Annotated in this window: 14 protein-coding genes; 12 read left to right on the plus strand and 2 right to left on the minus strand. The window is 53.6% G+C overall.

The genetic code is table 11. From position 1 onward, the window contains the following. The 8 genes from DNH61_RS26480 to DNH61_RS19070 all read left to right on the plus strand — a co-directional run. Window positions 1-328 (plus strand): hypothetical protein (locus tag DNH61_RS26480; protein WP_181438788.1); only part of this gene is annotated, 328 nt, incomplete at its 5' end. Between the two features lie 193 nt (window positions 329-521). After that, window positions 522-1,025, plus strand: coding sequence for a phosphatidylglycerophosphatase A family protein (locus tag DNH61_RS19040; protein ID WP_111148369.1), 504 nt, complete (start codon window positions 522-524; stop codon window positions 1,023-1,025). A gap of 224 nt (window positions 1,026-1,249) precedes the next feature. After that, window positions 1,250-1,438, plus strand: coding sequence for a glutamate decarboxylase (locus tag DNH61_RS19045; RefSeq protein ID WP_111148371.1), 189 nt, complete (start codon window positions 1,250-1,252; stop codon window positions 1,436-1,438). Window positions 1,439-1,552: 114 nt separating this feature from the next. Beyond that, a complete protein-coding gene (gene accD / locus DNH61_RS19050) occupies window positions 1,553-2,419 on the plus strand; it encodes an acetyl-CoA carboxylase, carboxyltransferase subunit beta (RefSeq protein ID WP_111148373.1) in 867 nt (288 codons plus the stop codon). After that, a complete protein-coding gene (locus DNH61_RS19055) occupies window positions 2,409-3,434 on the plus strand; it encodes an acetyl-CoA carboxylase carboxyltransferase subunit alpha (RefSeq protein WP_111148375.1) in 1,026 nt (341 codons plus the stop codon). Before accD ends, DNH61_RS19055 begins: the two co-directional genes overlap by 11 nt. Before the next feature lie 281 nt (window positions 3,435-3,715). After that, complete coding sequence (gene pyk / locus DNH61_RS19060) at window positions 3,716-5,470, plus strand: pyruvate kinase (RefSeq protein ID WP_111148377.1); 1,755 nt, start codon at window positions 3,716-3,718, stop codon at window positions 5,468-5,470. A 145-nt stretch (window positions 5,471-5,615) separates the two neighbouring features. Next, window positions 5,616-6,101, plus strand: a complete 486-nt coding sequence (locus DNH61_RS19065) for an acyl-CoA thioesterase (RefSeq protein WP_111148379.1) — start codon at window positions 5,616-5,618, stop codon at window positions 6,099-6,101. Between the two features lie 22 nt (window positions 6,102-6,123). Continuing rightward, a complete protein-coding gene (locus DNH61_RS19070) occupies window positions 6,124-6,516 on the plus strand; it encodes an FxsA family protein (RefSeq protein ID WP_111148381.1) in 393 nt (130 codons plus the stop codon). A gap of 69 nt (window positions 6,517-6,585) precedes the next feature. Here DNH61_RS19070 and ytvI read toward each other — a convergent pair whose 3' ends face one another. Next, window positions 6,586-7,707, minus strand: a complete 1,122-nt coding sequence (ytvI, locus tag DNH61_RS19075) for a sporulation integral membrane protein YtvI (protein ID WP_111148383.1) — start codon at window positions 7,705-7,707, stop codon at window positions 6,586-6,588. A 159-nt stretch (window positions 7,708-7,866) separates the two neighbouring features. On the opposite strand from ytvI, the gene ppk1 reads away from it, so the two are divergent. After that, the gene (ppk1, locus tag DNH61_RS19080) at window positions 7,867-9,930 is read left to right on the plus strand and encodes a polyphosphate kinase 1 (protein WP_111148385.1); all 2,064 of its coding nucleotides are present in this window, start codon (window positions 7,867-7,869) and stop codon (window positions 9,928-9,930) included. 6 nt (window positions 9,931-9,936) lie between these two features. Here ppk1 and DNH61_RS19085 read toward each other — a convergent pair whose 3' ends face one another. Further along, on the minus strand, window positions 9,937-11,451 hold the full coding sequence (locus DNH61_RS19085) for a Ppx/GppA phosphatase family protein (protein ID WP_111148387.1): 1,515 nt from the start codon (window positions 11,449-11,451) through the stop codon (window positions 9,937-9,939). A 340-nt stretch (window positions 11,452-11,791) separates the two neighbouring features. Between DNH61_RS19085 and citZ the strand changes: the two genes are divergently transcribed. The 3 genes from citZ to mdh all read left to right on the plus strand — a co-directional run bounded on the left by citZ (window position 11,792) and on the right by mdh (window position 15,346). After that, a complete protein-coding gene (citZ, locus tag DNH61_RS19090; RefSeq protein WP_111148389.1) occupies window positions 11,792-12,904 on the plus strand; it encodes a citrate synthase in 1,113 nt (370 codons plus the stop codon). A gap of 148 nt (window positions 12,905-13,052) precedes the next feature. Further along, the gene (gene icd, locus DNH61_RS19095; protein WP_111148391.1) at window positions 13,053-14,345 is read left to right on the plus strand and encodes an NADP-dependent isocitrate dehydrogenase; all 1,293 of its coding nucleotides are present in this window, start codon (window positions 13,053-13,055) and stop codon (window positions 14,343-14,345) included. A gap of 59 nt (window positions 14,346-14,404) precedes the next feature. Continuing rightward, the gene (gene mdh, locus DNH61_RS19100) at window positions 14,405-15,346 is read left to right on the plus strand and encodes a malate dehydrogenase (protein ID WP_111148393.1); all 942 of its coding nucleotides are present in this window, start codon (window positions 14,405-14,407) and stop codon (window positions 15,344-15,346) included. Window positions 15,347-15,462 lie beyond the last annotated feature (116 nt).

A 15,462-nucleotide genomic window follows, 5' to 3' on the forward strand; every position in this document is an offset into this window, starting at 1 on the left:
GGCCCCGGAGGAGCGGGCCGGCGCGCAGCGGCCCGCTAAGGCGGCGCAGGCGCGCGGGGCGGAGCCCGCGGCCGCGCCGCGCCGTACAGCCGCAAGCCGTGCGCAGCGGCTGTACATCAAGATCACAGCGGACCGCGAGCAGCCTGCGCTGCTGGCGCAGCTGAAGCAGCTGCTCGCTTCCCATGCGGGTCCGCTGGACACTGTTCTGTTCTATGAACGCGAACAGAAGACGATGGTGCTCTCGGAGAAGAGCCGGGTCAAGCCGTCTCCATCGCTGATAGCCGAAATCGACAAGCTGCTCGGCAAAGGCTCGGCAGTCGTCAAATAACCGAAGGCATCCGGGTCCTGCGCTCAAGCGCTGACTTTGATGCCTTCTTTTTTTTGGTCACATGATTTAACCGAAACTGACACATCGGGCCGGGTTCGCGCATATACGTAGAAGTACACAGGACAAAGCCTGTAACCATGCGCCTCCACCAGGAACAGATCAGGTGGGGGCGCCGTAGACAGGAGGTATGCGGTTGACTGGCGCGATAGAAGATTGGCTGGAGAGACGGGGCGTTTGCATAGAAGAGGTGGCGGAGATCGTCCATACCCTGCAGCGGCCTTATAATGACAAGCTGACGATGGAAGACTGTCTGGAGAGTGTCCGCGCGGTGCTGGGCAAGCGCGAAGTGCAGTACGTGCTCTTTACGGGTATGGCGCTAGACGAGCTTGCGGAACGGAAACTGCTTCCCGAGCCACTGCAGGCGATCATGGAGTCGGATGAGTCCCTGTACGGCGTGGATGAAACGGTTGCCTTGGGTATTGTCCATGTTTATGGCATGATCGGATTGACTAGCTTTGGTTATTTGGATAAAGTTAAGCCGGGTGTCATTGACAGGCTTAACCGGGATACCGAGCATATTCATGTGTTCCTGGATGATCTGGTGGCAGGTCTTGCCGCTGCAGCCTCGGCCCGGATTGCCCATCAGGACCCGGCTGCCAAGGATTACGGTCTGCCGCGCTGGGCAGATCCCGAATAACCGGAGACAGCGTACGAACGACTGCCGCTAATCGATTATTTTACTTGATTTCCCCATGCAGCATTTCCCGCAAAAAAGCCGCCCGGGCCAAGCCTTTTAGCGAGTATTATGCTTGATTTACGGGCATTCGCGGCCGCCCGGTTTGTTGCGGCCCCAAGCGGTCTTATGATATCATTATGGCAATATACGGCCTCATTCCGAGTATTTTAGGGGGTACCATTTCAATGTGGACGGTAATCTATATCGCTCCTACAGCCAAGATTTCGGAGAGGATCAGGACGCGATTGACTGAAGAAGGCTTTATGGTGAAAGTCCGTCCCGTCAATCTTTCCAAGCATCAATTTGAGATATTGGTTCCATCCGGGGAATTGGAAGAGGTTCAGGAAGTGCTGAATTCCATTCTCCATTCATGACGGTTCATTCCCGGAAGTGCCGACACCGGCCCGGAACGACAAGCATAGCCTCGCTGGAAGGCGCGCCGGCCGAGATGTGTGTCACTAAACTATTGCGCCTTGTGAGGTGTCCCGATGTTTAAGGATTTGTTTCATAAGAAGAAATACGCCACGGTTCCATCCGAACGTCCGAAACGGGATATTCCGGAAGGGCTGATGAATAAGTGTGCGAAATGCGGCAACATTCAATACAGTAAGGAATTGGAGAAGAATCTGAAGGTATGCTCCTCATGCGGCCATCATTTCCGGCTGAATGCCTGGGAACGGATTCAGATGATTATGGACGACGGGCGGCTGACCGAGTTTGATGCGGACATGCTGTCCGAGGACCCGCTCGGTTTCCCTGGTTATGCTGACAAGCTGGAGCAGCAGAAGCTTAATTCCGGCCTGAAGGACGCAGTTGTAACCGGCGAAGGAGAAATCGGCGGGTTTCCCGTTGTTGTCGCCGTGATGAGCTTCGATTTCTTCAGCGGCAGCATGGGTTCTGTTGTCGGGGAGAAAATTACGCGCGCCATCGAACAAGCCCATGAGAAGCAGCTGCCGGTTATCATTTTCTCAACATCCGGCGGCGCGCGTATGCAGGAGAGCATACTCAGCCTGATGCAGATGGCGAAGACAAGCGCTGCGCTGGCCAAGTTCCAGGGTGCGGGCGGATTGTTCATATCGGTTATGACAGACCCGACAATGGGCGGGGTAACGGCGAGCTTTGCGAGCCTCGGCGACTACAATCTGGCCGAGCCTGGCGCTCTTGTCGGTTTCGCGGGACGGATTGTCATTGAGCAGACAATCCGGCAGAAGCTGCCGGACAACTTCCAGACAGCGGAGTTTAATATGCAGCACGGGCAGCTTGATATGGTCGTACACCGCAAGGAAATGAAGAGTGTGCTGACAAGGCTGCTGGATATGCACATGGTGAAGGAGGTTGTGCCTCATGGCGGGTGAGCTTTCCTTTGAGAAGCCGCTTTCCGAGCTTCGAAACAAGATTGACGAGCTGAAGCGGTTCGGCCAGGAGAAGGGCATTGATTTTACCGATGAAATTAACCGGCTCGAGCAGCGTTACGCGCAGCTGGAGCAGGAGCTCTACAGCGAGCTCACGCCTGCTCAGAAGATGCATCTGGCAAGGCATCATCAGCGGCCGACGTCGCTGGACTTCATCCAGACGGTATTCACGGATTTCCTCGAGGTGCACGGCGACCGTCTCTTCGCGGATGACCTGGCCATTGTCGGCGGGCTCGCGAAGCTGAACGGCATACCGGTCACCGTCATTGGACACCAGCGGGGCAAGGATACGAAGGATAATATTGCACGTTTCTTCGGCAGTCCGCATCCGGAGGGCTTCCGCAAGGCACTGAGGCTGATGCAGCAGGCAGACAAGTTCAAGCGGCCGATTATCACGTTCATCGACACGAAGGGTGCTTATCCCGGCAATACGGCAGAGGAACGAGGCCAGTCGGAGGCCATCGCCCGCAACCTGCGTGAAATGGCTACCTTTGGCGTGCCGATCATCTGTGTCGTGATCGGTGAAGGCGGCAGCGGCGGGGCACTTGCTCTTGGAGTAGGCAACCGGGTGCTGATGCTGGAGAATGCCATCTACTCCGTAATTTCGCCAAACGGTGCCGCTTCCATTCTGTGGAAGGATGCCTCCAAGGCGGATCAGGCGGCAGAAGCGATGAAAATCACAGCCAAAGACCTGAAGGATTTCGGCATTGTGGAAGAAATCATCCCTGAGCCTCATGGCGGAGCGCATCGGAATCTGGAGCAGCAGGCGGAAGCGATCAAGGATGCGCTTTGGCGCCATCTCCAGGAGCTCTCAGCCATGGCGCCCGACACACTGGTTGAGGACCGTTACCGGAAATTCAGGAAGATCGGCATCTATGCATCGGCGGCTGCATCCGGCGGAGAGTCAGGCGCGGATGAAGAGTTGCCGACAGAACCGATTGAAACAGCCCCCCTTTAAATGGTAATATGATGAAGAAGGTGCGGAAAATCACGATCTGTGGAAGATGCTGTCGAAAAACTGTAACCAAATTGTTATTGAAAATATGGTAAATGCTACTGTACAGATCGACGGTATTCGTGTAATTTTAACAGAGACGTGTTTAACACAGCTTCCCCGCAACAGCTGCGGGTGAAGCATTTTCTTGCGGGATAGGAGCGTCAACTGCGTCTAAGCGAGAATGTTTCATAAGAGACGCCTCTATTTCCCACAAACAGGTAGATAAACGGAGGAAACCACTAATGCGGAAAACGAAGATCGTATGCACTATCGGCCCGGCCAGCGAATCGCTTGATAATCTAAAGAAGCTTATTATGGCAGGGATGAACGTTGCTCGTCTTAACTTCTCCCACGGCGACTTTGAAGAGCACGGCAACCGGATCAAGAATATCCGTCAGGCATGTGCTGAACTTGGCAAAAGCGTTGCTATTCTTCTCGATACCAAAGGACCGGAAATCCGTCTTGGCAAGCTGGCTGAAGAGCCGATCGAGCTTGAACAGGGCGATTACATCGTGCTGACAACGGAAGAAATTCAGGGCGACCGTAACCGTGTGCCGGTCACCTACAAGAATCTGCCGGCTGACGTTCAAGTCGGTTCCACGATCCTCATCGATGACGGCCTGATCGGATTGACGGTTGTTGATATCCAGGGCACAGAGGTCAAATGCCAAATCGTCAACAGCGGACAAATTAAGAGCAAGAAGGGCGTTAACGTGCCAGGCGTACATATTTCCCTGCCGGGCATCACAGAGAAAGACGCTGGCGATATCGTTTTTGGTATCGAGCAGGGCGTAGACTTCATTGCCGCTTCCTTCGTTCGCAAAGCAAGCGATGTGCTTGAAATCCGTGAGCTTCTTGAGCGTCATAACGCTCCCCATATTCAAATCATCTCCAAAATCGAAAACCAGCAGGGCGTTGACAATCTGGATGATATCCTTGAAGTGTCCGACGGTCTGATGGTTGCGCGTGGCGACCTCGGCGTAGAAATTCCGGCAGAGGAAGTTCCCCTGGTCCAAAAGCAAATGATTGAGAAGTGTAATCGCGCAGGCAAGCCGGTTATCACTGCTACTCAAATGCTCGACTCCATGCAGCGCAACCCGCGCCCGACGCGTGCGGAAGCAAGTGACGTGGCGAACGCTATCTTCGACGGAACGGATGCCATCATGCTGTCCGGCGAAACGGCTGCAGGCAAGTACCCTGTGGAATCTGTTCTGACAATGTCCCGGATTGCTGAGCGTGCGGAATCGGCTCTGCATTACCGTGAAATCTTCACGAAGCAGGCGAACGCTCAGCAGACAACCGTTACGGAGGCAATCAGCCAGGCTGTTGCCAACTCGGCGCTTGATCTGAACGCTAACGCGATCATTACATCGACAGAAAGCGGTTATACGGCGCGTATGATCTCCAAGTACCGTCCTAAGGCGCCAATCATTGCGGTAACGCCTGTTGAGCAGGTGCTTCGCCGTCTGGCTCTCGTATGGGGCGTTATTCCCGCACTTGGCACACCGGCTGAAACAACGGATGAAATGTTCGATATCGCTGTTCAAGGCGCTATCAATACAGGTCTTGTCCGTCTTGGAGACACGGTTGTGATTACAGCAGGTGTTCCGGTTGGCCGCTCCGGCTCCACGAATCTGATCAAGATTCACACGGTAGGCGATCTGGTTGCGAAGGGACAAGGTATCGGAACATTGGCTGCTACAGGCAAGGTTGTTGTAGCGCGTACGCCGGAAGAAGCAATTGCGAAGCTGCAGCGCGGCGATATTCTGGTTACTCCGTCCACCGATAAAGAGTTTATGCCGGCAGTTGAGAAAGCGGCAGCTGTTATCACCGAGCAGGGCGGGATTACGAGCCACGCAGCGGTCGTTGGCCTGAATGTTGGCATCCCGGTCATCCTGGGTGTCAGCAATGCAACTGAGCTTTTCAAGGACGGTATGGAAGTTACGGTTTATGCAGAAGCTGGCGTGATCTATACCGGACAAGCCAGAGTCCTGTAAGCTGGACAAGCCCGCATTATCTTAATAACGAATGAGCCTCTTGCAGGCAGAACAGAGCGATGGTGCTGACACCGTCGCTCTTTGTTTCATCATCGAGTACCATTGGGTAGAATGAAGTGGTAAAATTAGAGAAGGAAGGGATAGCATGGCTGCTAATTGGCATATACACCGCCTGCGTGTCCGTTACCAGGAAACAGATCAGATGGCGGTAGTTTATCACGCCAATTATGCAAACTGGTTTGAGATAGGAAGAACAGAGTACATCCGGCAAGCAGGGGTTCCTTACCGGACATTTGAGGAGATGGGTCTCCTGCTGCCGGTCACTGAGCTTACGATTAAATTCGAGAAGCCGGCTTTGTATGATGATCTGGTGCTGATTTGTACCAGACTTGCAGACATGAGCCCGCTGAGGGTTGCATTCGAAACACAGGTACGCCGCCTGCTGCCGGAAGAGGCTGGCTCAGCAGAGCCGGACGGCAGCGCGTCTGCGGGGGATCTGCCGGGAGAGCTGCTTGTCTGGGGAGGTACACGTCATGTTTGGGTTAATCGTGACTGGAAGCCGCACCGTCTTGACCGGACAGCCCCTGCCTTGTACGAGCGGCTGCAAAGCCTTCTGCACAGCAGTGAGTAGGACACGAATGAGGAGGCATCATATGGGGAAATGGATACTGCTTGCTATTGTTATCGTACCAGCGGTTGAAATCTGGGGTATCCTCCGGATGGGCAGCTGGATCGGAGGGACAGCTACCTTCCTGCTGATCCTGCTGACTGGCGTTATCGGCGCTTACCTTGCCAAGAAGGAAGGCCGCAAAGCGCTGCTTGAAGCACAGCAGCAGATGCAAAGCGGCCAGATTCCCGGCCGGACACTGCTGGACGGCATTTGTATTGTTATTGGCGGTGTTCTTCTGCTTACACCCGGCTTCATAACCGATGCGGTGGGCTTCTCCCTGCTCATCCCGCCGACGCGGATGATCTATAGGGGCGTCCTGCTGAAGTGGCTGGAGAAGCGGATGCGCAGCGGCCAGTTTGTCGTCCGCCGCTGGTAAGCTTGCAGACAGCCAGCGGGTGTGAATAGGGCTTGCTGGCTGCAGGCTGCTTGTTCTGCGCACGCCTGTTTATTTTCTGCGCTTGCCATATTTGATGAAATGATAGGTATCCCGGAACACATCCGCCTTCTGAAAGGCAGTGATTACCACCAGCGCAACAGGACCGATTATGAGACCGAGCACCCCGAACAGCTTCAGGCCAACAAACATAGAAATCAGCATTGGGAGCGGCTCCATGCCTACACTGCTTGCCAGCACTTTAGGCTCAATGATTTGTCTGGCTGTGATGATGATGATGAACAGGACGGACAGACCGATCCCGAGCGAGGCATCTCCATAGAAGAAGACATAGATAATCCAAGGGACGAAGACAAGGCCTACGCCAAGGTAGGGCAGCAGGTCAACGACGCCAATCAGCAGGCCGATTGTTACGGCATAAGGAACCCGGAGGATCAGCAGGCCGATAATAATCAGGACAGCCGTTATGGAAATGATTATCAGCTGGGTGCGTATGTAACCGAACAGAGCCTTCTGAACATTGGTCGTTACAATAAAGGTCGTGCGTCTGATCTTCGTGGGAAACCAGCTGTTTAGACGGGTTGTGTAGCGGTACCAGTCCTTGCTGATGAAGAAGGCGGCCATTACCACAATGACGGAGATCATGGCAAAGGTCGGAAGCGAATAGATCATCCGGATCAGGAAGCTGAAGAAGAAGGAAGCGGCCTGGGATAGGGCATCTGTTAATACAGTTGTTGATTCCGCTGCATTTGTCTTGATCGTCTCCTCAAGCTCGGGATGCTGGGCGTAGAACTCTGTGATACGATTCGTCAAATTTTTAATTTCGTCCCGCTCCATGAGCTTCTGAATCGTTTCTCCCCACCATGCTATAGTGGAGTCCACTTCACCGGATAGATAGATGATTTCATTAACAATGCGGCTTACCAGCGCCGCCGCTATCCCGCTGATCAAGCCCACAGCGACAAGGAGAGTGGAGATAACGGCCAGCCAGCGTGGGAAACGCGCCTTGCGCTGCAGCCAATTAATAAGCGGGTTGAGAAGATAGGCGAGCAGCCAGCCGAATACAAAGGGATAAACAATTGGCGTTACATACATGAAGGCCAGGATCACAACTGCTATAAAGGCCGCAACCCACAAGGCCCGCGTTGTCCGCTGCCAGAATACTCGATCCATATCCGTCCTCCTTTCGGTAGTGGTATATTGCTTGTACATTACCACCGGGACGGACACTTTACGCAGGCAGAGGCTTGTTTACTTCGCGGCAAGACTCTTTTAACATCTACATAATAAACATGTCGCATAATGGGAGAAAATGACGGGGAGGATCCGGTTATGACCAGACAGTTGTCACAGTATGTGAATCGAGATTTGAGCTGGATCGAGTTTAACAGAAGAGTGCTGGAAGAAGCACAGGATTCAAGCAATCCGCTGCTGGAGCGGGCGAAATTTCTGGCTATCGTTACCTCGAATCTGGATGAGTTTACAAGCGTGCGTGTAGCGGGGATACAGGATCAGATGAAAGCGGGCTTAACCAAGATTGATTATACGGGTTATTCTCCGGCAGGCCTCTGGAAGCGTCTGATGAAGCGGACGCAGATGATGGTTGCCGAGCAGTATCGTACATACCGTGATGTGCTCAGGGGGCTGGCGAAGGAGGGTATCATCATACGCACGTATGAGGAGCTGAATCCGGGCCAGCAGGAATCGCTTGAGGATTATTACAATGATATCGTCTTCCCGGTTCTTACACCGATGGCTTTCGATCAGAGCCGGCCGTTTCCTCTTGTACATACGAAGGAGCTTTATCTGGCTGTTCTGCTGCGCAAGGATGGTCATTCGCATGAGGAGGAGCCGTATTTTGCCATTGTGCAGGTTCCTTCTATTCTGCCCCGGTGTGTAAAGGTGCCGGGCAGGGGCAACAGCAAGAAGCTGGAGTATGTGCTGCTGGAGGATATAATAGAGCGGCATATGGATACGCTGTTCTATGGTTATAAACCTTTCTCTGTCTGTCCGTTCCGCGTTACGCGAAATGCGGATCTGACACTTAACGAGGAAGGCGCAGAGGACCTTCTAGAGGAGATTGAGAAGGAGCTCAGGAAGCGCAGATGGGGCTTGCCAGTGCGGCTTGAGTTTGCCAAGGGGATGAACGAATATGCCCTGGCGGTGCTTCAGGAGGAGCTGGAGATCGGCGAGAATGTCGTTCCGATTGAAGGTCCGCTCGACCTTTCGTTCCTGATGAAGTTCGCCGGCTCCATACCCGGACGGGACAACCTCCGCTATCCGCCGATGGAGCCTGTATATCCCCGTGAATTCGAACAGGCTGAGGACATGTTCGAGGTGCTGAGGCAGCGCGATGTGCTGCTGTACCATCCGTATGAGTCGTTTGAGGCGGTGAACGATTTTGTGCAGCAGGCCGCTTCTGACCCGGATGTGCTCGCTATCAAGATGACACTGTACCGCGTCAGCGGTCAATCTACTCTCGTAAGAGCGCTTGCCAAGGCAGCGGAGGAGGGTAAACAGGTTACGGTTGTGGTGGAGCTGAAGGCAAGATTTGATGAGGAACGGAATATTGCGTGGGCCCGGCAGCTGGAGAAGGCGGGCTGTCATGTGGTATACGGGCTCGTAGGCCTGAAGACACATGCCAAGATCCTGCTCGTTGTGCGCCGGGAAACCAATTATCTGCGTCGTTATGTTCATGTCGGAACAGGGAACTACAATGGCAATACAGCCAAGCTGTATACGGATGTCGGACTGTTCACCTCGCATCCGGTGATTGGAGCAGATGCTTCCGCACTGTTTAACGAGATGACCGGTTACTCGGCGCCTTATGAATGGCGTGCCTTTGCCGTGGCGCCAAGCGGTCTGCGAAGCAGGCTGTATGAGTTGATCGACAGGGAAAGCGAGCACGCCCGGCAAGGCAGGCCTGCTCATCTAATCGCCAAGATGAATTCGTTATCCGACCAGGGTATGATCGACAAGCTGTATGAGGCATCACAAGCGGGTGTCAAAATCGAGCTGATTGTGCGCGGGGTATGCTGTCTGCGCCCAGGTGTTCCCGGCAGAAGCGAGAATATCCGGGTGATTAGTATTGTAGACCGTTTCCTTGAGCATTCCAGAATTATTTATGTCAGCAATGGGGGTCAGGAGGAGGTTTATCTTTCGAGCGCGGACTGGATGACCCGGAATCTGACCCGGAGAATTGAGCTGATGTGTCCAGTGTTCGATAATTCCCTGCGCAAGATCATGATTAATATCCTGCAGCTCAACCTGCGCGATAACGTTAAGGCAAGAGAGCTGCAGTCGGGCGGCGGCTATATACGGGTTCATAATGAGCTTACCCCGTTCAGAAGCCAGTTCGAAGCCAAGGATACACCGGAATGGAAGGGCTATGTCTAATGGTGTCTAGAGCAGTATGGGCACAATACCCCACACTTTCTTGAAATCAGCAGCCATGCTCTCGACTTCCTTCCTCTCCATGTCGAGAGGCGCAGTGGCAGAGTCTGCAGTCAGCAGCAGCTTGGTGGAGCTAATCTCGATATTGAGGCTCCCGATAAGCTGCGACTTGCTACGGTCCAGCGCGATGGCGAGCTGCAGCAGTGTTCCCAGTCTGTAAATCAAGTCAAGATCTTGTTCTTGGAGCGGCGGCTGATAGGCATGGTGAAGATGCCGGGCACCGCTCTTGTTTTTGTAGGAGGCAATGGCCGAAGCTAGTATAATCCCTCTGTGAGACAAGCCGTTCAGACGGCTGTTGGTCATCAGGTAGAATGTATGCTTGGCGTAATGGTAGTAGTCGATGCTTGCTCCAATCCTGAACAGCGAAGAAGCCGTATGAAGCCAGATGGATGCATCCTTGTCCAGGTCACAGGCAGGCCTCAGGGTCTCATAGAGCTGCATCGCCAGCCTGTTTACCTGTCCGACATGTCCCTGTGGTACATCCGGGTACAGCGCCTGCAGGTTGGCGATGCTGTACTCCAGGACGTCATCCAGCCTGCTTCCTTCCTGCAGCAGGGAGTCATAGAAGAGGCCGTCACGCAGTCCCGCGCCGCAGACCAGGTAATTGCTGGCTTGAACAGCCCGGCTGAAGCATCGCAATATGGCGAGTCCCGGAACGATAAGATCGGCTCTGTCCTTTGACAAGCCTGGTGTTTTCTTGCGCTTGTCCAGCGGCAGGCTGCGAAGCTCGCCAAACAGGCTGTCCATCTCGCCGTTATCCATCTCATAATTATGGGTTAGCGGGAGCGGATATTTGGTCTTCGCCTGGTGGATCTTGGCGGCTGACCGTACTGTTCCCCCGACTCCAACGAGCGGAAGACCCGGGAATTCCTTGATCCAAGGCTCTGTATCAATGGCATGAAGGATATAGGCTTCGAGCTCCTGCAGGCCAGGGTCCTCAAGCATGCCCTTTGGCGCATAAGCCTTGGCCAGATTTACGCAGCCGAAGGGGAACGAGTAGCTGCGCCTGAGCCTGCCGTCCCGGAAGAGCGAGAGCTCTGTACTGCCCCCGCCGATATCGATCAGGAAGCCGTCCCGGATCGCCATGGTGTTGATCATACCGAGAAAGCCGTAGGCAGCCTCCTGTTCACCGCTGAGAATCTCGATCTCCATACCGGTCTCCCGCTGCAGGTGCCCTACGACGTCGTCGCGGTTAACCGCATTGCGGATTGCTGCCGTGGCTACCGTTCGTACCCGGCCTGCGCCGTGATGCTGGCAGAGCAGGCGGAAATGCCGAAGTGTAGTGACAAGCCGCTCGGCAGCAGCCTCGTTCAGCCGGTCATGCTTGTCTATTTGATCGCTGAGCCTCCCGGCCTGCTTGCTGCTGTCCACTACCCTGTAAGCTCCCAATGCTGTCCGTTCATAAATGACCAGGCGGATCGAGTTGGAGCCAATATCGATAATACCTATGCGTTGTTCCGTCATATCATGGTTGTCCTTTCTGCTTACTGAAATCCGGTATCCAGCTAACTTATAAGGTTAGTGTACCACTAAGGCAGGCGAATACGAAAGCGGCTGTAAAAGGGAGGTTATGATGGAGATGTTGTGGGAATAATTCCCTTGTAGCCGGGTTGTGACGAAAGTCAATGTTCAGCCGCAAATTTATCAGAAAAATATCTTTATGATGGCGATAAAGCATTTTTATTTCTCTTTTTGTTCACAACCCTGACAAAATCCTATATGATTAAAAAGATGCATGGGCTAGAAATGATTTCGTTTACATTGCATAACGATGGCACATTTTGACGTTAAAGGAGAGAGAAAGATGACAGCAACCAAAGGACTTGAGGGCATTGTCGCCACTACCTCGTCAATCAGCTCGATCATTGACGGCGTGTTGACTTACCGCGGCATTAACATTGATGAGCTGGCGGAGCATGCGACGTTCGAAGAAACCGCATACCTGCTTTGGTACGGCAAGCTGCCGAACGCTGCCGAATTGAAAGGTTTGATGGATGAATTAAGCGCCAGTGCCGCAGTACCTGCCGAGGTGCTTGAGCAGATTAAGCTCTATCCTAAGGGAACAAACTCGATGGCTGCTTTGCGGACAGCGGTTTCAAGCCTAGCGCTGTATGATGAGTCGGCTAACGATATGTCAGCCGAAGCCAATCTGCGCAAAGCCATCAAGCTTCAGGCCCAGCTCCCGACAATTGTCGCCGCATTTGCCCGCATCCGGGAAGGCAAGGAACCGATCGCTCCGAAAGCAGGAGCCACAATTGCCTACAATTTCCTGTATATGCTGACAGGACAAGAGCCCGAAGAGGTTGCTGTGAAAGCGCTCGATCAGGCGCTTGTGCTTCATGCGGACCATGAGCTGAACGCCTCCACGTTCGCCGCACGGGTGACCGTTGCCACACTCTCCGACATCTATTCCGGCGTCACATCCGCAATTGGCGCGCTCAAAGGGCCGCTGCACGGCGGTGCCAATGAAGCGGTTATGGTCATGCTCGATGAGATCGGTTCGGTTGACAACGTAGAACCTTACATTAACGATAAGCTGAACAATAAAGTGAAGATTATGGGCTTTGGCCACCGGGTCTATAAGAACGGCGATCCCCGTGCCAAGCATCTGCAGCATATGTCCCGTGAGCTCGGCAAGCTTACCGGAAACATGGAGCTTTACAATATGTCGGTCAAGATCGAAGAGCTGGTAACAGGCCAGAAGGGCCTCAAGCCAAACGTTGATTTCTATTCGGCATCCGTCTATACGACATTGAAGATTTCCCGGGACCTCTTTACGCCGATCTTTGCGATCAGCCGTGTGTCCGGGTGGACCGCGCATATTCTCGAGCAGTATGAGAACAATCGCCTGATTCGTCCGCGTGCCGAGTATACGGGCCCGTCGGATAGTCCGTTTATACCGCTTGAGCAGCGGTAAGCTAGCAAACTGGTCAGATGGCAGAACAGGATGACAAGGGAAGGGGCAGGACGGGAACCAGCAGCCGCAAGGATGGCGTCCGACCCTTCCGGAGCAAGTGTGATATAATAGACAAGCAATAAGAAGTTGATAAGGAGGAATTCATTCGATGCAACTGGAAAAATTCGCAATGCCAACCGAAGGTGACAAGATTACGATTCAAGACGGTAAACTGCAGGTGCCTAACAATCCGATCGTGCCTTTTATCGAAGGTGATGGTACCGGACGCGACATCTGGCGCGCTTCCAAGCGGGTTCTTGACGCAGCGGTTGAGAAGGCATATAAAGGTGAGAAGAAAATCGCCTGGTACGAGGTGTTCGCCGGCGAGAAGGCATTCAATACATACGGTGAATGGCTGCCTGCTGATACGCTGACTGCTATTCGTGAATACATCGTGGCCATTAAGGGGCCGCTCACAACGCCGATCGGCGGCGGCATCCGTTCCCTGAACGTGGCACTGCGCCAGGAGCTGGATCTGTATGTTTGCCTGCGTCCTGTCCGTTACTTTGACGGCGTGCCTTCGCCTGTCAAGCGGCCAGAGCTGGTGAACATGGTTATCTTCCGTGAGAACACAGAGGATATCTATGCCGGTATTGAATACCAGGAAGGCTCTGATGAAGTGAAGAAAGTGATTGCGTTCCTGCAGGAGCAGATGGGCGTTAAGAAAATCCGCTTCCCGGAAACATCCGGCATCGGAATCAAGCCGGTTTCCTCGGAAGGCTCGAAGCGTCTTGCACGCGCTGCGATTGAATACGCGATCAAGCACGGCCGCAAATCCGTGACACTTGTTCATAAGGGCAACATCATGAAGTTTACAGAAGGCGCGTTCAAGAACTGGGGTTATGAAGTTGCTGAGCAGGAGTTCGCTGACAAGACGTTCACCTGGGGACAGTACGACCGTATTAAGGAAACCGATGGCGTAGATGCAGCTAATAAAGCACAGGCAGAAGCGGAAGCAGCCGGCAAGGTTATCGTCAAAGACGCTATTGCAGACATCGCGCTGCAGCAGGTATTGACACGTCCTACCGACTTTGATGTCATAGCTACCTTGAACCTTAATGGTGACTATCTCTCTGATGCGCTTGCTGCTCAGGTTGGCGGCATCGGCATTGCGCCAGGCGCAAACATTAACTACCTGACCGGTCATGCGATCTTTGAAGCGACGCACGGCACGGCTCCTAAATATGCGGACAAGGACGTTGTAAATCCGGGCTCGGTTATTCTCTCCGGCGTTATGATGCTTGAGCACCTGGGCTGGCAGGAAGCAGCGGATCTGATCTACAAGGGTATGGAAACCTCGATCAATAACAAGACTGTAACCTATGATTTCGCGCGTCTGATGGATGGCGCTACAGAAGTGAAATGCTCGGAGTTTGCGGATCATATCATTAACAATCTGTAAGCTCAGCGGTCCGGCAGCGGACCGACATTTCGGGAATTCATAGGAGGTTGGCAGGGAATATGGCAATCAAACGGAATAAAATCACGGTCATTGGCGCTGGCTTCACCGGTGCGACAACAGCCCTTATGCTGGCGCAGAAGGAGCTCGGAGATGTCGTGCTCGTCGATATTCCGCAGCTGGAGAATCCGACCAAGGGCAAAGCGCTTGATATGCTGGAATCGACACCTGTGCAGGGCGTGGACGCGAAGATTACGGGCACTTCTGATTACGGCGATACGAAGGATTCCGATGTTGTGATTATTACGGCGGGGATTGCGCGCAAGCCGGGCATGAGCCGTGATGATCTTGTGAACACGAATGCAGGTATCGTTAGATCCGTGTGCGAGAACATCAAGGCTACCAGTCCTGACGCTTATGTCATCATCCTGAGCAATCCGGTTGACGCCATGACATTCGTAGCGAACGAAGCACTCGGTTTTCCGAAGAACCGCGTAATCGGCCAGTCCGGTGTTCTGGATACGGCACGTTACTGCACGTTCATTGCCCAGGAGCTTAACGTGTCGGTAGAGGATGTCCGCGGCTTTGTCCTTGGCGGTCATGGCGATGACATGGTGCCGCTCGTTCGTTATTCGAATGTAGGCGGTATTCCGATTGAGAAGCTGATCCCTGCAGACCGCATTGAAGCAATCGTGCAGCGTACACGCGTTGGCGGCGGAGAGATCGTTAACCTGCTTGGCAACGGCAGTGCTTACTATGCGCCGGCTGCTTCGCTTGTCCAGATGACAGAAGCGATTCTGAAGGACAAGAAGCGCATCATCCCGGTGATCGCACTGCTTCAAGGTGAGTATGGATACCAGAACCTGTTCATGGGTGTGCCGGTTATTCTGGGCGGTGACGGCATCGAGAAGATATTCGAGCTGGACCTGACCGCAGAAGAGAAGGCGGCGCTGGACAAGTCAGCGGATTCTGTTCGCAACGTCATTAAAGTCATTACAGGCTAACACATAGAATGTTTCGCAGCAGTGCAGGGAGCACCTGCACGCAAGACCCTGACCTTAACGGCAGGGTCTTGCCGTGTTTAACAGCCCCTGCATATTAACTGCTGCACTGAAAGGAA

The sequence above is a fragment of the Paenibacillus sambharensis genome (genome assembly GCF_003233845.1).
Taxonomy (GTDB): Bacteria; Bacillota; Bacilli; order Paenibacillales; family Paenibacillaceae; genus Paenibacillus_I; species Paenibacillus_I sambharensis.